At 30.3% G+C, this 20,112-nt stretch carries 17 protein-coding genes; 5 read left to right on the top strand and 12 right to left on the bottom strand.

Going from position 1 to position 20,112, the window contains the following annotated elements; all coding sequences use genetic code 11:
- Nucleotides 1–156: 156 nt before the first annotated feature.
- The 4 genes from PUD86_06755 to thsA all read right to left on the bottom strand — a co-directional run bounded on the left by PUD86_06755 (nucleotide 157) and on the right by thsA (nucleotide 10,446).
- Complete coding sequence (locus tag PUD86_06755) at nucleotides 157–867, bottom strand: metal-dependent transcriptional regulator (GenBank protein MDD6776975.1); 711 nt, start codon at nucleotides 865–867, stop codon at nucleotides 157–159.
- A gap of 123 nt (nucleotides 868–990) precedes the next feature.
- Nucleotides 991–4,974, bottom strand: coding sequence for a pseudomurein-binding repeat-containing protein (locus tag PUD86_06760; GenBank protein MDD6776976.1), 3,984 nt, complete (start codon nucleotides 4,972–4,974; stop codon nucleotides 991–993).
- Between the two features lie 459 nt (nucleotides 4,975–5,433).
- Nucleotides 5,434–8,265 (bottom strand): transglutaminase domain-containing protein, encoded by a 2,832-nt coding sequence (locus PUD86_06765; protein MDD6776977.1) that lies wholly within the window; start codon nucleotides 8,263–8,265, stop codon nucleotides 5,434–5,436.
- Nucleotides 8,266–8,802: 537 nt separating this feature from the next.
- Complete coding sequence (gene thsA / locus PUD86_06770) at nucleotides 8,803–10,446, bottom strand: thermosome subunit alpha (GenBank protein ID MDD6776978.1); 1,644 nt, start codon at nucleotides 10,444–10,446, stop codon at nucleotides 8,803–8,805.
- 119 nt (nucleotides 10,447–10,565) lie between these two features.
- On the opposite strand from thsA, the gene PUD86_06775 reads away from it, so the two are divergent.
- The 4 genes from PUD86_06775 to PUD86_06790 are packed head-to-tail and all read left to right on the top strand — an operon-like array spanning nucleotide 10,566 to nucleotide 12,899.
- Nucleotides 10,566–11,570 (top strand): hypothetical protein, encoded by a 1,005-nt coding sequence (locus PUD86_06775; GenBank protein ID MDD6776979.1) that lies wholly within the window; start codon nucleotides 10,566–10,568, stop codon nucleotides 11,568–11,570.
- Between the two features lie 37 nt (nucleotides 11,571–11,607).
- Complete coding sequence (locus PUD86_06780; protein MDD6776980.1) at nucleotides 11,608–11,763, top strand: hypothetical protein; 156 nt, start codon at nucleotides 11,608–11,610, stop codon at nucleotides 11,761–11,763.
- A gap of 36 nt (nucleotides 11,764–11,799) precedes the next feature.
- Nucleotides 11,800–12,252 carry a hypothetical protein gene (locus PUD86_06785; GenBank protein ID MDD6776981.1) on the top strand — a complete coding sequence of 151 codons (453 nt, stop codon included), beginning with the start codon at nucleotides 11,800–11,802 and terminating at the stop codon, nucleotides 12,250–12,252.
- Between the two features lie 8 nt (nucleotides 12,253–12,260).
- A complete protein-coding gene (locus PUD86_06790) occupies nucleotides 12,261–12,899 on the top strand; it encodes a DUF116 domain-containing protein (protein ID MDD6776982.1) in 639 nt (212 codons plus the stop codon).
- A gap of 284 nt (nucleotides 12,900–13,183) precedes the next feature.
- Here PUD86_06790 and PUD86_06795 read toward each other — a convergent pair whose 3' ends face one another.
- From PUD86_06795 to PUD86_06830, 8 genes are all read right to left on the bottom strand, one after another.
- Nucleotides 13,184–13,555 carry a hypothetical protein gene (locus PUD86_06795; protein MDD6776983.1) on the bottom strand — a complete coding sequence of 124 codons (372 nt, stop codon included), beginning with the start codon at nucleotides 13,553–13,555 and terminating at the stop codon, nucleotides 13,184–13,186.
- 90 nt (nucleotides 13,556–13,645) lie between these two features.
- Complete coding sequence (locus tag PUD86_06800; GenBank protein ID MDD6776984.1) at nucleotides 13,646–14,254, bottom strand: hypothetical protein; 609 nt, start codon at nucleotides 14,252–14,254, stop codon at nucleotides 13,646–13,648.
- A 15-nt stretch (nucleotides 14,255–14,269) separates the two neighbouring features.
- On the bottom strand, nucleotides 14,270–14,476 hold the full coding sequence (locus PUD86_06805; protein ID MDD6776985.1) for a hypothetical protein: 207 nt from the start codon (nucleotides 14,474–14,476) through the stop codon (nucleotides 14,270–14,272).
- Between the two features lie 2 nt (nucleotides 14,477–14,478).
- Nucleotides 14,479–15,681 (bottom strand): hydroxymethylglutaryl-CoA reductase (NADPH), encoded by a 1,203-nt coding sequence (gene hmgA, locus PUD86_06810; protein MDD6776986.1) that lies wholly within the window; start codon nucleotides 15,679–15,681, stop codon nucleotides 14,479–14,481.
- Entirely contained in the window at nucleotides 15,681–16,544 is an 864-nt protein-coding gene (gene sucD, locus PUD86_06815) for a succinate--CoA ligase subunit alpha (GenBank protein ID MDD6776987.1), read from the bottom strand. Before sucD ends, hmgA begins: the two co-directional genes overlap by 1 nt.
- Before the next feature lie 12 nt (nucleotides 16,545–16,556).
- Complete coding sequence (locus PUD86_06820) at nucleotides 16,557–17,282, bottom strand: hypothetical protein (protein MDD6776988.1); 726 nt, start codon at nucleotides 17,280–17,282, stop codon at nucleotides 16,557–16,559.
- Nucleotides 17,283–17,556: 274 nt separating this feature from the next.
- The gene (locus PUD86_06825) at nucleotides 17,557–17,997 is read right to left on the bottom strand and encodes a sensor histidine kinase (GenBank protein MDD6776989.1); all 441 of its coding nucleotides are present in this window, start codon (nucleotides 17,995–17,997) and stop codon (nucleotides 17,557–17,559) included.
- Between the two features lie 12 nt (nucleotides 17,998–18,009).
- Nucleotides 18,010–18,921 carry a hypothetical protein gene (locus tag PUD86_06830; GenBank protein ID MDD6776990.1) on the bottom strand — a complete coding sequence of 304 codons (912 nt, stop codon included), beginning with the start codon at nucleotides 18,919–18,921 and terminating at the stop codon, nucleotides 18,010–18,012.
- Nucleotides 18,922–19,181: 260 nt separating this feature from the next.
- Here PUD86_06830 and aroD point away from each other — a divergent pair, with 260 nt between their 5' ends.
- Nucleotides 19,182–19,859: a type I 3-dehydroquinate dehydratase gene (gene aroD, locus PUD86_06835; GenBank protein MDD6776991.1), complete on the top strand. Its 678-nt coding sequence runs from the start codon at nucleotides 19,182–19,184 to the stop codon at nucleotides 19,857–19,859.
- Nucleotides 19,860–20,112 lie beyond the last annotated feature (253 nt).

The following is a 20,112-nucleotide window of genomic DNA, read 5'->3' on the forward strand; positions in this document are numbered from 1 at the left end:
ACTACAGACAAACCAATCCAGAAATAATAAAGAAATTATACAAAACTAAAGAAGGAATTCTGACATTTTTAGACTTCCAAATGCAAAATTGGACTCAAAATCACATAAAAATTAAATAAGCCTATAAAATTTTACAGACTCAAAAAAAGAAAAAAGTTAAATTCTAATAAAAATATTATTAGCTAACTTTAAAGGAATTTTAAACTCGACATCATCAATAGTAACTAAAAACAAGTTTTCATCATTGTTGTCATCAACCTTGAAAACTAAATTACCGCCGATTTTAATGTTTAAGTTATCGATAATACCTAACAATTCATCATTACCTCTGATAAATGAAATGACACCTTCAGTATCTAAATTCAATTCAGATAATGCTAATACACTAAAATCTCTAGTTGAAGCCATGTCGAAATCTTTTTGAGAATAACATTGATTACAATTATCAAAATCAAAATTACAAGAAGGAATTACATTCTTATCAGGACATAAATCAGGATTTTTTAACATCATACATAATGCCCTTTCAGCTTCATCAGACAAAGCATGTTCCATCTCACAAGCCTGTTCATGAACATTTTCCATTTTGATTTTTAAAATATCTAATAAGAAGATTTCCAAAAGTCTGTGTTTTCTGGTAATTTTTTGTGCTATTTCCAAACCTTCAGCAGTTAAAATAGCTCCTTTATATGGAGTATACTCAATATAACCTAAAGCTTCCAATTTCTTAAGCATTTGAGTTACACTTCCAGGTGCAAAACCTAATTCACTAGATAATTTAGTAGTGGAAACCTGTTCTCCATTACTTCCATTACCATAAAGAACTTCAAGGTATTCTTCAATATTATCACTAATTTTATTAGCCATTAAATTTCACCTATAAAATGATTAATTTAATATTTTATAAGTTAAACTATAAAAAAGTTCTTGAAAATTAGTTTTTAATAAAAATAGAATTGTATAAAAAAATAAAAAAAGAAAAAAAGTAAATTAGAATTGGATATTATTTGTGATTGTATGTATAGTATAATAACTGGTATACCAATTTACGATTTTTCCAAATGAATTGCTTGAACTTGTTGGGTCAATAACATACCACATGTCATCAACCAATACTTGAGCCCATACATGACCATATGTAGATCCACTTGAGAATGTACATGTTCCATGAACATATCTTGCCGGAATATCTGCAGTTCTCAACATAGCAACTAACAAATGAGCTTGGTCAACACAGTTTCCAGATCCTACTTCCAAAGTACCTACTGCACCATGTTTGGTATCATAATAGAATGAATAATCAATATAATCCTTTACATAGTTATAAATTGCAACAGCTTTGTCTTTTACAGAAGTTAATCCTGCAGTAACACTATCAACAATAGCTTTGATTCTTGAATTATCAACTTGACAGTTGGTAGTTGCTACAAGATATTTGGATAAGTCAGTTGCAGTGTTTATCTCATTTAAACCAGTACCTGTAGCAGTAATAGATCCGGAACTTGAACCAGAAGCTGTGTTAATGTTTACCCAATTAGGCATGACTCCTTCAGTTACATAAAATGCCAATACACGTGCAAATGCATCAACATATTCATCATAACAGATTTTACCAACATCTGTAGTAACATAGTTTGGAGCCTGATTATTATCTTTAATGTATTTTCCAACATTGAATGCTGCAGTAATATATTTTTCCATCTCCAAGTTTACAGAATTAATGGAATCTCCTGAAGTAGGATTTTCAGCTTCATTAACTCCACTAATGATAATTACATTACTGTTATTGGAATTTCCAAGATGATAGATAGCCTGAGTCATCAAGTAGGTAAATTCAGCCATTGAGAATGTAGTTCCAGCTACTGTAACAGTATTTGGTAATCTTCCATTATCTGCAATGAATTTTTTCACATTAGAAGCACCTGAGAGGATATCATCAATAGCAATTGCATCACCAGTTACAATAGGAGTAGTTACTGATGAGTTAATAGGAGGAGTGGAAGGTCCTTGATCTCCTATTAAAATACTGTTACTAGTCAATTTTATAGAACTTGGTAATTTAGCGTTAACTTTGTAATCTACTAAAATAGTTGCAAACATTTTTACTAAAGAATCATAACCAATGTTACCTAAATCTGAACTAGCGTAATTTGGAACTTGACCACCATTATTGATTATATATTTGCTAACTCTACTTGCCACATCAACATATTTAGCAAGGCTGAGACTTCCAGATTTATATGAATCACTAGGACTTGCTGGAGCAATAGCAGATATAGGAACAATTTCTGAAGAAGTTTTACCTGCATTGATTTGAGTTATTGCTTCACCCATCATGTATAAGAACTGAGCAGTAGAATAACTTACTCCACCAACTTTAACTGTTTTAGGAACAGCCTTAGTTGAATCAATAGTTGATTTTAAATCACTAGCTGCAGCAAGAATTTCTGAAATAGTTACAGTTGTAGACGGTGACAATGATTTGAAGTCAACAAAGTTAGTTACTCCCCATCTAAATATAATAACACCATCTACTTTACCTTTCAATGCAGCTTCTGCATCATGTTTTATCTCAGCGGAAGGTAATGGAACAACATGACTATCACTTTCATATCCTTGTAAACCTGTCCATACTTTAGCACCTTTAGAATGTTCTACAAACCATTTACTGGTTGATGTAATCCAAGCAGAACCTGCTTCATAGTTCCCTTTGTAAACCATTGGAAGAACAGCATCCATATATTTACTTATTACATCATAGTCCTGACCATAATAATATTTAAGATCATCACATTCAGGCATTAATGCAGCTGAAATAATAAGATTTGGATTAACAGCTCTAATTGCACTTACAATCTGTTTAACGAATGTGTTAATAGCTTCAGTACCACCAGTAGTCTTATAAGCATTACCAGGATATCTTAAATAATCCAAGTGAATACCTGCTACTCCTTTTACAGCAGCATAAGATTCAGCTTCAGCTATTTTTTCATTGAAGTATTTCTGATTAACCTGTCCATCTTTAACTGGATTTATCCATCCACCATCATTGAATGACTGCATCCAGATATGAACTCTAATTCCTAAATTGCTAGCTTTTGCAATCCATGATTCAACAGCTGTTTTACCATGTGTTTCAATTGCATAATAATTTAAGAACAAATCAGTAGTTCCTTTTGAAGCTAATGAATTTAAGTCAACATTTTTCATATCAGCTCCGAAAACCCAATAACCATAACCATTGGTTGCAGGTGCAGGGGTTTTTACAACTTCAATAGCAACTGATAAAGAACTAGGCTGTATGTTTCCTTCACCAGCAAATTCAAAGTAGAATGTGTATTTACCAACAGCCAATCCAATAGGCAAAGAAGCAACACCATTACTATCAGTAACCCTATTATAAGATTTTGAACCCAATTTGAAAACAACTTCTTTTCCAACTAACGCTTTACCACCAGAAGTTAAAGAAACTTTCAAAGACTCACCAGCACCTTTTACAAATGTAGTTTTACTTACAACCGTAATTTTAGAAGCAACAGGTGCAGGTGCATTTACAACAGAAATTTGTACTGATGCGGAACATGGAGATATGTCTCCTTCTCCTGCAAATTCAAAGTTGAATGTGTATTTACCAACATTCAATCCAATAGGCAAAGAAGCAACACCATTACTATCAGTAATTCTAGTGTATGATTTTGTACCAAGTTTAAAAATTACTTCTTTTCCTGCTAAAGGAGTACCTTCAGAGGTTAAAGTAACTTGGAGAGGTGCTCCTTCACCTTTTATGAATGTAGTAGGACTTGTAACAGTTAATTTAGAATTACTTTCTTTGATTGTTACTGTATCTGTAGCACTTGATGGAGAGTAGAAACTGTTTCCTGCAAAAGTGTATTTTGCATTGTATGATCCCACAGCAAGTGAATAAGGTAAAGTAAATGAAGCTACACCGTTACTGTCTGTAGTAGCAGAGTATGTAACACCATTTATTGTTACTTTTACTGTTTTTCCTGCATTTGGTGCATATCCTAACCCATTATGTAAAGTTACTTTAATAATTTTTTTATCAGTTTCACTGAAAGTGTAACTAGTTGTAATGAGCTGGGAATTAGTTGAAGCAATTACTTTAATAGAGTTGGTTCTAGTTAAACCATCAATATTATATGAAATCACTTTGTAAGTACCAACATTTAGAGAACTTACACTAAGACTAGCAACACCTTTTGCATCAGTTTTTGAAGAATAGGTATTTCCGTTTAATTTAAATTTCACATATGTATTAGCTAATGCACTACCGTCAGCGTTTACGAAAGTAGCATAGAATTTTCTACCATCCAAATATACTTTAGTAATGTCAGTAGCATTAATAGTTGATAAAACTGTAACTGTAGTGGTTAAATTCTGGTCAGTGACAGGATTATTTGAAATAATCTGATAAGTACCAGGATTAAGACCAATTGCCAATGATGCAACACCATTTGCATCAGTTACTTTTGTATAAGTTTTTGTAAACGCACTACATTTTATTGTAAAGCTAATTTGAGTATTAGCTAATGGATTTCCATTGTTATCATAAAATGTAGCAACATGTTTTTCATTTCCTTTATAATATTTGGTAACATCTTCACTAACAATGCTTTTATCAACAGATCCTGATTTTAAAACATCATTTAAAGACTTACCATCATTAGAGTTAGTTGATAAATTATTTGACTTGTCAGATTCTAAATCATTAGACAATACTCTATCAACATTTTCATCAGATGCTAAATTTGATGATAACTCCTCATTCATTGGAACACTTAATGTATCATCTAACACACTTTGAGTGTGAGAATCTGTAATATTTACATCACTTGCTGAAACTGTACCAACAGTTAATATAGCTACTGTAAGTACAATAAAACCAGTGAGCAATAATTTTTTATTCAAAATAATTTTACCTCCACAACAATTATTTAATAAACAATGAGACAATAGTCCCACCTTAAGAATATGTATATATAAATATCTTATATAAACCTTTTTATTTGCTAAATAGCCTTAAATAAGTTTATTTTTTAAAAATAAGGTTAAAACATTATGAAAATTAAATATAAAGTAAACATTAACTTCAATTAAGCTATAAAACAATAAAATGATATGAAACTATTTTTTAAGATAATTAACAATACAAATTTAAAAACATCAATGTTAAAGGATATAATATAAAATAAGAGATTATTTAAAGTTATCTAAACTAAAAACATTGATTTTATTTAAGTTAAAACAAAAAACAACAAATTTAATGGATAAATTCAAAAAATAAGCTCATATAAACAAAAAACGATAAGAATGTTGAAAAAATAAAATAAAGCACAAATAATGCTAAAAATATAGAAAAAAAGAATTTAATTAATTTAAAATAACCAAAAAATAAAAAAGAAAAAAATGAAATTAGAATGTAATCTCATTTGTGATTGTGTGCACAGTATAAGATTTGGTATTCCAATTTACGATTTTTCCAAATGAATTTCTTGAACTGGTTGGATCAGCAACATACCATATGTCCCCAATTAATACTTGAGCCCATACGTGACCATAAGTAGATCCACTTGAGAATGTACATGTTCCGTGAACATATCTTGCTGGAATATCAGCAGTTCTCAACATAGCAACTAACAAATGAGCTTGGTCAACACAGTTTCCAGATCCTACTTCCAAAGTACCTACTGCACCATGTTTGGTATCATAATAGAATGAATAATCAATATAATCCCTTACATAGTTATAAATTGCAACAGCTTTGTCTTTTACAGAGGATAATCCTTTAGTAACTTTATCAACAATAGCTTTAATTTTTGCATTGTCAACTTGACAGTTCATAGTTGCTTTAAGATACTTAGCCAAGTCAGTTTCAGTGTTTTTCTGATTTAAACCTTTACCTGCTGGGCTAGGAACTGAAGAATCATGATAGACAATTGATACGTAAGATGGTAATTCATTATTATTTCCATAATATGCTAAGATACGTGCAAACGCATCTACATATTCATTATGACAGATTTTACCAATATCTGTAGTAATATAGTTTGGAAGTTTTTTGTTATCATTAGCATATTTTGCAACAGTATTTGCTGCTTGTAAATATCCTTTTTTATATAATGGCTCATAATCGAAGTAATCTCCAGAAGTTGGAGATGCTGGTTGAGCAACATCTTTATTGATAACAACATCTTTATAGTTAGAATTACCTATTTTGTAAATTGCCTGACTCATTAAATACACAAATTGAGGTAAAGTGAATGTGATTCCACCTGCAGTAACTGATGTTGGATACTTGTTATATTTTTCAAAGTATTCTTTCACAGTTTTAGCACCAGAAATAATATTCTTAATAGATATTGAATCTGGCATCTTTTTAACTTGAATCACAGTTGAGCTAGAACTAGGTTTTAACAAACCTTCTCCTGCAAATTCAAAGGAGAATGTATAGTTTCCAGCATAAGCTAATCCAATTGGTAATGATGCGACACCATCTTTATCAGTAACTTTGGTATATGATACTGAACCAAGTTTGAAAACAACAGTTTTTCCTGCTAAAGGAAGATTACCTGATTTTAAAACAACTTGGAGAGATCCGCCTTCACCTATGTAGAATATTGTTGAACCTTTTACAGTGAAATGAGTAGTGCTTGTAGAGTAAAATGTTAATTTATTTGAAGCACTTGATCCAGTGTAATATGAATTACCTGCATAAGTATATTTTACTGTATAGATTCCTTCTTCTAATGTTGTAGGTAAAGTAAATGATGCAACACCGTTACTGTCTGTTTTAGCAGAATATGTTGTACTACCAATTGTTATTTTAATTACTTTTCCTGCATTTGGTGCATATCCTAAACCATTACGTAAGGTAACTTTAATTACATTACCTTCACCTTTAACAAAAGTGTATGGACTTGTAATAAGTTCAGTAGTGGTATGGGCAAGTACATTAACATTGTTGGTTTTGGATGAACCATCAACATTGTATGAAATAATTTTATAGTTGCCTGCTTTAAGGAAACTTAAAGAGATACCTGCAACACCATTTGCATTTGTTTTTGAGTTGTATGTTTTTCCATTAACCTTGAACTTAACATCCGCATTTGCTAATGGATTACCTTCGCCGTCTAAGAAAGTAGCATAGAACTTCTTATTGTCTGCAGCAACTTTGGTAATATCACTAGCATTGATAGTTGGTAAAACTTTAACAGTAGTAGTTACCTTATAGCCAGTATATGGGTCATTTGAAACAATCCGATATGTACCAGGATTAAGACCAATAGCTAAAGAAGCAACACCATTTGCATCAGTTTTTTTAGTATAAGTCTTAGTAGCAGAAGAAGTTTTAAGAGTAAAACTTATCTCTTTATTAGCTAAAGGAGCACCTTCAGAAGTATAAAACTTAGCAGTATGTCCTTTACTTCCTTTATAATACTTAGTAACACCAGAAGAAACAACAGTTGGTAAAATAGTGATAGTATTAGTCACAGACCAACCAGTAACTGGATCTTTTGAGATTACCTGATAAGTACCAGGACTAAGACCAATAGCTAATGAAGCAAAACCATACTTATTAGTTGTTTTAGTATAAGTCTTGGTAAAGGTAGAACCTTTAATTGTAAACTTAACATCCCTATTAGCTAAAGGAGTACCATCAGAGTTATAAAACTTAGCCGTATGATCTTTACTTCCTTTATAATATTTAGTAAGATCAGATGACTCAATAGTGCTTAAAACTTTAATAGTATTAGTTAAGTTATATCCAGTAACTAAATTTTGTGAGACAATCTGATAATCACCAGGATTAAGACCAATAGCTAAAGAAGCAACACCATTTGCATCAGTTAATTTATAGTATGTTTTTGTATATGCACTGCATTTTATTGTAAATCCAATTTTGGTATTAACCAAAGGATTTCCATTTAAATCATAAAATGTAGCTTTATGGCTTTCGCTTCCTTTATAATATTTTTCAAGGTCTTGTGAAACAACAGTTTTATTAGCCGGAATGCTTCCAGTTTTTAAAACATCACTTGAAGAATTTTTATTTTGGTTAGTTGATAAATTATTTGAGTTTACAGATTCTAAAACATCACATTCATAAGCAGTAGAGAGTAAAGAATCATCTACACTTTCATGAACACTTGATGTAGTGTCTATTGAAGCAATAGCATGTGAATCTGTAACATTTACATCACTAGCTGATGCTACACTAACACACATTAATACAGTTAATGCCATCAGAAAAGTGAGTAATACTTGTCTTTTCGAAATAATTTTACCTCCATAACAATTTCTTGTTTGATTAATCAGTAAGACTATTGTCTTACCTCAGATATATGTATAATTAAATCCTTTATATAAACCTTTTTATTGACTAAATCACATCAAATAAGCCTAATTTATAAAAATAAGGCTAAAATATAATTAAAATTAGATATTTAATAAAAATTAACTTGAATTAAGCTATAAAAGGATTAAATAATATGAAATAATATTTCAAGATAACTAACAATACAAATTTAAAAATACAAATCTTAAAGCTTATAATATAAAATAACACTTTATTTAAACTTATATAATCAAAAAAAATTGATTTTATTCAAGTTAGATTAAAAAACAACAAATATAATAAGAATAATAGAAAAATAAGCACATTTAATTGAAAAACAACCCAAGTTAAAAAAAAAATCCAATTTATGCAAAAATTATTGGAAAAATGAATAAAATTAACCTAAAAAATACATAAAAAAATAAAAAATGTAAAATTAAATAATTTTACATCATTGGAGGCATTCCTCCACCCATACCAGGCATTGGAGGCATACCACTATCATCATTACCAGACTCATCAGGTCCGGTAGAGTTAAGTGCATTTCTTGCTGCAATCATATCATCAATACGTAAAATCATTTCACTAGCAGCACCTGCAGATTGTAAAGCTTGGATTTTAACTCTTAAAGGTTCGATAACTCCAGCTTCTTTCATATCTACAACTTTACCGTCAAATACATTAATACCTATTAAATTAGAGTCTTCGTGAGCAGCTTTTAAGTCAGCAATTAAGTTAATGGTGTCTAAACCAGCATTTTCAATTAAAGTTCTTGGAATAACTTCTAATGCTTCAGCATATTTTAAAATAGCTAATTGTTCTCTTCCACTTACGGTTTCACCATATTCTCTTAATTGTTTGATTAAGTCAATTTCACATGCTCCTCCACCGATGAGAACTTTACCTTCTTCGATAGTAGCAGCTACTACACCTAAAGCATCGTCAAGAGCTCTTGCGATTTGTTCGGTTACGTAACGGGTACTACCTCTAAGAACAATGGATGAAGCTTTTGGATTTTCACATTCTTCAATGAAAGTTAATTCATGATCGAAGATTTTATCAAGGTATACGTGACCTGCACTACCTAATTTGTCAGCAGTTAAATCTTCAATGTCAGTTACTAATTTAGCACCAGTAGCTTTTGCGATTCTTTCAATGTCAGATTTTTTGACTCTTTTGTAGGTCATGATTCCTGCTTTTTTCAAGTAGTGTTCTGCCATGTCGTCAATACCTTTTTGACAGAATAATACATTAGCTCCAGAAGCAACAACTTGGTCTACTAAATCTTTAATCATTTCTTCTTCGTTGTTTAAGAATGATTCAAATTGTTCTGGACTGGTAATGTCAATTTTAGTATCAGTATTGATTTCTTTTAATTCAATAGGATATTTCATGATAGCAATTTTTGCATCTTCAATATCTTTAGGCATAGCTTTGGAAACAGGAGCTTTATCAATTACAATACCTTCAGCTAAGAATGAATCTTCTACAGAATCTCCGGAAACTCTTTGGATGTTAATATTTTCAATATCAGATTTTCCATCTTCTTTGATTCTTAATGCTGCTTCAACAACAAGGTCAGCTAAGTGTTCTTTTGCATAATCTGATCCTTTACCACTCATTGCAGTAATAGCTACTTTTTTAAGAGTTTCTTTATCATCAGCATCAACAGCAATACCTTCTAACAGTTCTACTGCTTTATCTGTTGCGTTTCTAAATCCTTTTACAACAACAGAGGTTGCAATTCCATCATCTAATAATTCTTCAGCTTTAGCTAATAATTCACCAGCGATTACAACAACTGATGTGGTACCGTCACCAACAATTTCTTCTTGTTTTTTAGCGGTTTCTACAAGCATTCTAGCTGCAGGTTGTGCAATATCCATTTCACTCATGATAGTTGCACCGTCATTAGTTACAGTTACGTCACCTAATGAATTAACTAACATTTTATCCATACCTTTAGGACCTAAAGTAGTTCTTACAATACCTGCTAATACTTTAGCAGCAGTGATATTCATTCTTAAAGCATCTCTTTTAGAATATCTTTCAGTTCCTTCAGGAAGGATGAAAACTGGTTGATTTGCCATTTTTTAATCACCTTTAAAAATTTTCTAATAAATATAAAACTAAGTTTTTATACATATATAATATGGATTAGAAGTTATATAAAAACATTACTTATTAAACTAACTTTAGGTGTTTTTTAATGTATGAAAAAATAATAAATGAAATCAAATTAAACTTAGGTGAAAACAAGGATTTAAATAAAAAATATCTTTCATCACAAATGGAAAAATACAAAGACCATGAATTTAATGTAGAGATTCTCAGAGAACTCTCCCGTATGATGTGGGATTGTTTAAGTGATGAAGAAAAACAGGAATTTATTGAAATATCACAAAATGAAACACCAATTATGGATATCTTAGAAGAAATATTTCCTCTTATTGAAAATGAAAAAAATGACGAGGCTCTAGATAAACTTAACAGCTTTATGCTTAATTTTTCACCCATGTTTGAAGACGATAGTATAAATGAATATCATTATTTTACAAACCATTTGGAAGAAGAAATTTTTAATGAGTATATTGGTGCTAAAAAGGATGTTAGATATATACCAAACAACCAACCTTTGCTAGATTTGTACTATGTTTATGGATTCTTATTTTTAGAGACAAAAAATTTCAACAAAGCAGAAGAATATCTTAAAAAAGCATTGAAAATCAATCCTATTTCATCAAGAATACTTCTTGAGTTATCAGAAGTCTATAAAGGACAAAGCCTCAATAAATATTTCTTTTATACAACACAGGCAATCAAATATGCATACTATCCTCAGGATATTGCAAGATGTTATAGAAATTTAGGTTTTTATTATATTGAAGCAGGAGAGTATAAAGTATCTGCCAGTTTATATAACTTCAGTATGAAATATGAGTTAAGTCCACTTGCATACAAAGAACTCCAATATTTAAAAACAAAAGGAGAAATTGTTGAATTAGAATTAAGTGAATGTTTAGAAGCACTAAATGAAAAAAATATACAAATCGATACAAATCCATTCATACTAAAAACACTACATTTACTTGCAGATAAATTTGACAAAGACCAGGCACTACCACAGGCATTATATTATTATGAACTGGAATATGATTTAACTCATAATGAGAAAATTTTAGAAAAAATTAATGAACTTAGAAAAGTAATATAATATATTAGAATATATAATATTATATAGGTGATTTTTTATGTGTTCAAGTGGAGGCCCAATGGCTGATATTGATTTGAAAAAATTAAAAACAAAAAAATACCATTGTAAAAATTGTGGAAACTCATTTAAAGGTCTTGGAAGGAAAGTTATCTGTCCGTCTTGCCAAAGTGACAATGTAGAACTTGCAGAGTAAATTTAATTTACTCTCTTTTTTATTTTTAGTGATATTATGAATATTGATTTTAAAAATGACGAAATACTATTTCTTGAAGGAGAAACTGGAATAGTGGGAATTATAAAAGTAGCATATGAAAACAAAATGTTATTTATTGCAACTCAAGATAATGAAGAAATAGTTCAATTTTTAGAATCAGATGATATTATCGCTGTTTCCAACTTTAAGAAAGATAAAAGAGCTATTAAATCACAGGCATACCTTAGCCGTGAAGAATCCTCACCACTTGTAATTTTAAATAAAGATCATCCATCAACTAAACGTCTAGAAACTGTTATATCAATCGGGGATGAAGTAAATCTAAATTGTAATATTATTCCTGGAACTCATCCTGAACAGAACGTATTGTGTTCCTGTGACAGTTTATCCGGACTTAACATAACAAAAACAGAAACTGGAATTAAATTAAATAAAGAATTTGATAATTTCACAATTGAAAAATTTTAGGTTAAAACATGTTTATTGAATCTTTTTATACTTTTTTAGGAGAATTAGTTGTCTTTTTAGCTATATTAGTCATAATATTATTTATAGCAATTTTAATATTAGGTTTTTTAATAGCTAAAAAAAATCAAATCAAGTTTCCTAGATTCATATTATTTACTGTGGATTCATTATACTTCCCGTTTAAATCAATAGCAAAATTATTAAAGCTTGATGAACACTTGATTGATGATATTGCAATTAAAGTAAGAGATGAAATAAACAAAGAAAAATTCAAATCCATTCCAGCTGAAAAAACATTAATTTTCTTACCACACTGTTTAAGACATAGAGATTGTCCTGCAACTCTTCAAAAAGATGGATTAAACTGTACTGAATGTGGATTATGTTCAATTGGAGCTATTAAAAAAAAAGCAAATCCAAAAGGATATAAATTATATATTGTTCCAGGATCAAGTTTTGTTAAAAAAATAGTCGTTGAAAACAAATTTGAAGCAGTAATTGGTGTAGCTTGCCATGAAGATTTAAATCAAATGATGATGTTATTATCTGATTTTTATCCTCAGGGAGTTTTACTTGAAAAAACAGGCTGTTTTGAGACAAAAGTAAATGTTAAAAAAGTATTTGAAAAAATTGATTCCAAATACTAGTCATAGCAAAACATGAATGATTACTACTAAAATAGTAAGAAAGATTGCTCAAAAATGGGCAAGTTTTTTAGCAAAAATTTACACCTATCCAACCCTATTTCATCCAATAGCAATACAGCATAAGGAAGGGCATTTTAAAAGTAATGTGTAGTTTTTAAATAACATATTCAGTTCTATTATTTTTATTGAACATACATTAAAAATAACACAATATCAACTCATTGAAGTGTGAAATGGTCTAGGCCATGATAAATTAAAATAAATTGAAGGTGCAGTTGCACCACCTAAAATTTAACTTCAACTTCTTGGATTTCAACACCTTGGCTTACCGGATATCTGTGATACCCATCATAACCATCTTCACCATTGCCCCATTCACTCCATTTCCACTCACCATCCATGTAGAAATAGGCACGGGACATATAAGAGTCTTTGTAAACTGATTCACCGTTTTTATATAGGTGCACCTCAAATCCACCTACTGAACCACCCATCCACTTTTCTGCTTCTACAGTGTATTCCCCAACGGTTTCCGTATAGGTCTTGTCATATTCGGGTAATTCTACCGTTATAGTGTCTGGTGTAACAGAATTCTTTTCATCAGAGATTGTGTCATTAGTTATATCAGCATCATCTTGTTTATTCATACTTGGCATTAAAACAAGAATGCCAGCTAAAAGAATTATAATGACCACAAGCAATCCAATTATTACAATTTTATTGTTTTCCATTTTAACGACCTCTCATTAAGTATGATAACATCCGGCATTTGAATCATAAGGAACATACAATCCTGCATTTTGTCCATCAATTGTTTGAGGAATATAATGCCAGTTATTTGCTATTGCATCTTCACGGGTAGTGCCCAATGAATCGACTGCCGGCCCATACTCCGGATAATATGAATATCCATCTTCGCTTAAACCTGATACTGAATCAAAATTACTAGTTTTCTTTTCACTAACAGTTTTGGTTGATACCTTTTTAACTTTAATATTATCTGAAAGAGAACTAGCAGCATATTTGCCTTTACCATCAAATGTGCATTCAACAGAGTATTTTCCTTTTTCTTCAACTTTTAATTTAGCTTTTCCTTTATCATTAGTTGTAACATCCTCCTCAATTGTAATTCCATCTTCATCAGTGAGTTTTATATTGATTGTTGCATCGGGCAATCCAATACCATGAGTATCTGTTAATACAACAACTAACTTACCCCCTTCATCAATTGTTTTATCTACAATTGCTAATTTGGATTCTTCTTTAAATGTGGGAAGTGCAAACATTGCAACACAAATGATGAGGATTACGATAATCACAGATAATACAACAATTATACTTTTTTGTTTATTCATAATAGTCTCCAAATACTAATCATCAAAATACTTTATAAACTCCAAAGATTCAGGAGTTTGTTCAAATTCTTTTATAAAATCCTGTAAATCTTTTATAAACTCTTTTTTTCTAAGATTTACATCTTTAATTTGAGAATAATCTTTTTTTACAGATATTGACATTAAAATATCATCAGTTTCAAGAGTGATTTCAGGATATAAATCCTCAAGAAAATCCTCCATAATTATCCTCTTCCAAGTTCTTGGTGTGCTCTTGCAAGATGTCCTGCTGCTAGAGCTCCTACGAGAGATAATTCTCCTGCAAGAACAGTACATGCAACAATTTCTGCAAATTCACGTGCTTTACCAGAACCTGCAACACCAAGGATTTCTAATCCTTCATGAGCAACTTCAAGACTTGTTCCTCCACCAACAGTAGCTACTGGTAAATCAGGTAAGTTAACTGAGAAATATAAATCTCCGTTTCTGTTTTCTGCTGTTGTAATACCTAATGAACCCTCAGCAACATGCGCAGGGTCTTGACCGGTTGCTAAAAATAAAGCTGCAACCATATTTGCATAATGAGCGTTAAAACCCATACTTCCTGCTGCTGCAGAACCAATCAAGTTTTTAGCAGTGTTAACTTCAACAATAGCTTCAGCAGTAGTTTTTAATTTTTTTGCAACAATGTCTTTTGGTATTAATATATCTGCTACTACACTTTTTCCCCTTCCTTCAACAAGGTTAATAGCAGCTGGTTTTTTATCAACACAGACATTACCACTTAATGCAATGTGAACAGCACTTGTATCTTGTGCTAATTTGTCTAATATTTTTTCAGAAGCAATGGTTACCATATTCATACCCATACTGTCCCCAGTTGAGAAAACAAATCTTGGATAAACATAGCTTCCAACAATTAAAATAGGATCAATTTTAATTAATTTACCGTGAGAAGTTGTACTCTCAGCAATTTCTTTTAATTCATCGAAATTATCAATAAACCATTGTTTGATTGTCAATGCATCACTAACAGATTCACATTTAATAGCTGGTGCACGAGTCATAATATCTGATGTTACTCTTGCATTAGCACCACCTGATGCAGTAATTGTTGATGCTCCTCTATTAATTGAAGCTACAAGAGCTCCTTCAGAGGTAGCTAATGGTACAAACACTTCACGATTACAGTATTCTCCATTAACTTTTAAAGGCCCTGCAATACCCATTGGAAGTTGTAATACTCCAATTGAGTTTTCAATATTACGAGCAGATGCTCTTTCCATATCCAAAGTGTAATTACCAATATTATCTAATTTAATAGAGTATTTTTGTTCTAAAAATTCTCTTCTAATATCGGTTGCTTGTTTTGGTGAAACTTCACTGTCTACCTGATAGAGTTTCATTTCACCATTTAATAATTTATCAATAATTTCTTGGTTTGACATTACATTACCTTTTTGAGTAGATTTACAATTTGAGATGGTTTTTCAGCCACTTCAACACCAGCTTCGTTTAAAGCTTTAGTTTTACTTGCAACAGTACCGGAGTTTCCTTGAATAATAGCTCCAGCGTGTCCCATTCTTTTACCCGGTGGTGCAGTTCTTCCTGCAATGTAAGAAACAACAGGTTTTGTCATTTCTTCAGCGATGAATTTTCCAGCTCTTTCTTCAGCAGTTCCTCCAATCTCACCAATTAAAACAACAGCGTCAGTATTTTCATCTTTTTCAAATCTTGTTAAGATATCAACGTAATTATCTCCGGTAACTGGGTCTCCACCAATACCCACAGCAGTACTTTGACCAATACCTGCATTAGTAAGCTCACTAGCTATTTCATAGGTTAATGTACCACTTCTTGAGATTAAACCAACATTTCCTTCTGAGAAAATGTGAGTTGGCATAATACCTAATTTACCAACACCTGGAGAAATAATTCCCGGAGTGTTTGGACCAATGATTGTGGTATTCATTTGTTTTGCATATGCCATAATTTTCATACTGTCATGAACAGGAATATGTTCAGAAATAATAACAACCAAGTCTAAGTGTCTTATTGCTTCAAAAGCAGCATCTTTTGCGAATCTTGCAGGAACAAAGATAATTGAAGCATTAATATCAGTTTCTTCTTTTGCTTCTTCAATTGAATTGAAAATTGGAACTTGGTCTAAAAACATTTGACCACCCTTACCAGGGGTAATTCCTGCAACAATCTTAGTATTGTAATTTAACATTTGTTCAGTGTGAAATGAACCTTGTTTACCAGTTATTCCTTGAACTAAACATTTTGTATCTTTATTTAATAAAATCATGATTAATAACTCCTATTTTAATATCCTAGTTTTATTTTCAAATGGAACAGCCAAATCAATAACATTTCCATTCATAAATGCAGTAGCGGAAAATATCACACTACCAGGCAACACATTGCATGTTGTTCCTCTTTTAACTAAATAAACATTTTTATTTCCAAGCGCAGCTCCAATCATTGCACTAGCGATTATACCAACAGATTCTATATTCTCAACAGTGGCCACAACCACAGGATCATCTGTTTCTGGTGAGACATAACCTACACCAGGTATTTCTCTTATTTTAGGTTCAATATAATCGGAAACATCAGTTAAATCTTTCATACCTTTAGCAGCATCAATAGCTGAATTAGCAGCATCCGCAACAAAGGATTCTCCACCATATGTATCAAAACCTAAAACAATAGCATCAGGATATCTATCTTGCCTGATATTTGCTTCAGCATAAGAAATTCCTTCACCCGCTTCTTCAGGGGTTGATGAAATTCCGGATAAATCACCTAAATTTTCTGCACTTTCTTTTAAAACATTAACTATACCTTCATTAACAACTTCAAGTAAATCATCTTCAACAAATGCACTTACAACAACGTCATCTCCTGTGACATTAGTTAAAGCTACATCTCTTGCACCTAATTCCTTGACTTTATAAAGGTTTTTTTCAATAGTTTCGACTAGCATAGTACTACAAGATACATCATTTTTAGATATATCTGCACCTATAGCTATAATTTTCAAATTAACACCTTGAATAATTGATTTTTAAAATAAATAAAATATTATATTTTATTGGTATATTATTTGTTATTTAATTTATTTAAGTATTATTTTTTTAATCCTCAATTTAGTAAGAAAATAACCAATATTTGATAAAAATAATAAAAAAATAGTGTAGAAAAAAAGAGAATTATATTTTATCTCTAACTTTCATACTAATTCCAAAACCTTTAGGTAAATCCAAGACAGACCATTCACCATCAAGCTGGTTCATAATACTTTTAATAACAGTAAATCATAATGTTGTTGATTTATGAATATCAACAGATTCTGGAAGTCCAACACCATCATCCCAAACATCCAATGCATAAATTCCATCTTCATAGGTGAATTTTACATAGAAATTACCTTTACCACCATTAAAAGCATGAGTAATTGCATTTAAACCTAGTTCATTTAAAACTAAACCCATAGGAATAGCTTTATCCATATGTAAGTTGCAGGATTGAATATCTAAATTCAATTTAATATTTGAATCATATGCTTTGAATAGGTTTTCAACACTAAGAGCAATGTATTCTGAAGTTTCAACATTTGCAAAATCAACAGAATTATAAACTTGCTGATGAATTGTAGCCATGGATGAGATCCTATTTCTTGTTTTCTTCAAAATACGTTCATAATCACCATCATTGAATTTCAATTCCAAATTAATTAGACTTAAAATAATCTGCAAGTTATTTTTTACTCAATGGTGGATTTCTTTTAATAGGATTTTTTGATTGTTAATGGAAATTTCCAAATCTTTTTCCTTTTCCAAGTCCAAAGTAACATCTTTAACACCCATAAGAGACATTTCATGAGTATTATCAGAGTAGTTTTCTAAAAATAAGAACAAATATTGTGTTTTTTCATAGAAAGGAGATTTATATTCAACAACTCTTTCAATAGCTCCAACACTATGAGCTTTAAATTCTTCAATGAGAATTTTATCCGCACTATTTACAATATTTTTTCTTAAATCAGTTAATAATTCCTTAACACTTCTTTTAGGGACTTTTAAGATATCATAAATGTCATCACTTACAACATATTCTCCACTTGAACTTTTAATAATGGTACCTACACCTAATTTCATATCCAATTCTGTTAATAACTTATTTGATAAAAATGCATCTTCAGTATTAAGCTCATCAGATAAATCAATCATATAAATTGCTTTTTGTGTAACTGTACCAAAGTTATTTAAATTTTTAGAATAGATTTTTAAAGTCTTCTTTTTGTTATTTTGAGTGATTATATGAATAATTTCACTTGCATCAGTCGAACAATTTATAACCCCATCATATAATTTTTTATCTTCAGGAACAATCAAATCATAAAGAATATCCTGTTTATAGTCGTCCAAATGTTTTTCTGTTTCTAATAAGTCATATACATTAGGATTCCATATATAATTATCCCAGACATCTTTAATATAAAAATAAACATCATTACAGGTTACAACATCACTTTGGGATTTAAGTAGAGGGTCTGTTGTATTATTAACAAAAATCAATAAATTACCATCATCATAAACAATTTCTATAAATACATATTTAATATAATTTTCAAAATCCTGAAGGTAAATATGCAAGGTTTTTTCTATCAAAATTGACAATATACCCCATTTTTATCCCCATATGGTAAAATTTCAATTAAACAAATGAATAATATTTTAAGATATAAAATACAATTCACTAATCCCCCATTATTATATTGTTTAGTTTTATCCAGTAAATAAATGTTTTTATATTAAAATTGCAAATATCTCTGAAAATTATATATGAATACTAAAAAACGCAATACAATTACTTAATTTAAGATAAAAATTTACATATAATAAATATTTAATAATGTAAAAAACAAAACAGATAACCAATGTATTCTCAAACAAAAATTGCAATTCCAATATTTCAAAAGGATTGTGAAAATGTAATTAAAGTAGCTAAAGACTGTATAAACAAAGGAGCAGACGTATTAGAGTTTAGAATAGATGCTCTTGAAAATCCTGAAATCTCTGAAATTAAAAAGACAATAGAAGAGATTAATTTTCCAATGATTGCAACCAATAGAATAAGCACAGAAGGCGGATCGTTTAAGGGAACAGAAGAAGAAAGATTCGTAATATTATATGAATGCTGTGATTTAGTTGATTATGTGGATATTGAACTTCAAAGTAATGATGAATACATTAAAAAAATCCACGATACTGGTGTTACAACAATTGTTTCTTACCATGATTTTGAAAAAACACCAAAATTAAGTGAAATAACCTATATTGTTGAAAAGGAACAAAAATTAGGAGATATTGCTAAAGTTGCATTTATGCCACAAGATCTTGATGATACATTAACAATATTAGCTGTTCTTTCCCACTGTGAAGATACAATTGCAATTTCTATGGGAGATTTAGGAAGTTATACAAGAGTTATGGCTTCAAAATTCAACTCACCAATTACATTTGCTGCTGGAACTGATGTAACTGCTCCAGGACAAATTGATATTGAAACAATGAAATCCTTACTTACTATGGATTTAAACATAATGGATGAATAATTTCCATTTTTCTTTTTTTTAGGCTTTGTAGAAATCCTATTTGATTTTTGCAAAAATTTTTTAATAATTCTATTTTTTTATATTTTTGCTTTAATTTTGTTAAAAACATTTGAAAAGTTTGTAATCTAATTTTACAGTTGAAATTACACATTGATTAAAAAAATAAGCTTCATATAACTATATATAGTAAAATGGAGAATAAATATTAATATGAACACTGAAAATACTCATTCTCCAAATTGTATTTTGTTTT

The sequence above is a fragment of the Methanobacteriaceae archaeon genome (assembly GCA_029219465.1).
Classification (GTDB): domain Archaea; phylum Methanobacteriota; class Methanobacteria; order Methanobacteriales; family Methanobacteriaceae; genus Methanocatella.

Coding starts and splice junctions, on each gene's coding strand:
- PUD86_06755 (MDD6776975.1), bottom strand. CDS start 867: ATGGCTAATAAAATTAGTGATAATATTGAAGAATACCTTGAAGTTCTT.
- PUD86_06765 (MDD6776977.1), bottom strand. CDS start 8,265: ATGGCATTAACTGTATTAATGTGTGTTAGTGTAGCATCAGCTAGTGAT.
- thsA (MDD6776978.1), bottom strand. CDS start 10,446: ATGGCAAATCAACCAGTTTTCATCCTTCCTGAAGGAACTGAAAGATAT.
- PUD86_06775 (MDD6776979.1), top strand. CDS start 10,566: ATGTATGAAAAAATAATAAATGAAATCAAATTAAACTTAGGTGAAAAC.
- PUD86_06780 (MDD6776980.1), top strand. CDS start 11,608: ATGTGTTCAAGTGGAGGCCCAATGGCTGATATTGATTTGAAAAAATTA.
- PUD86_06785 (MDD6776981.1), top strand. CDS start 11,800: ATGAATATTGATTTTAAAAATGACGAAATACTATTTCTTGAAGGAGAA.
- PUD86_06790 (MDD6776982.1), top strand. CDS start 12,261: ATGTTTATTGAATCTTTTTATACTTTTTTAGGAGAATTAGTTGTCTTT.
- PUD86_06795 (MDD6776983.1), bottom strand. CDS start 13,555: ATGCCAAGTATGAATAAACAAGATGATGCTGATATAACTAATGACACA.
- PUD86_06800 (MDD6776984.1), bottom strand. CDS start 14,254: ATGAATAAACAAAAAAGTATAATTGTTGTATTATCTGTGATTATCGTA.
- PUD86_06805 (MDD6776985.1), bottom strand. CDS start 14,476: ATGGAGGATTTTCTTGAGGATTTATATCCTGAAATCACTCTTGAAACT.
- hmgA (MDD6776986.1), bottom strand. CDS start 15,681: ATGTCAAACCAAGAAATTATTGATAAATTATTAAATGGTGAAATGAAA.
- sucD (MDD6776987.1), bottom strand. CDS start 16,544: ATGATTTTATTAAATAAAGATACAAAATGTTTAGTTCAAGGAATAACT.
- aroD (MDD6776991.1), top strand. CDS start 19,182: ATGTATTCTCAAACAAAAATTGCAATTCCAATATTTCAAAAGGATTGT.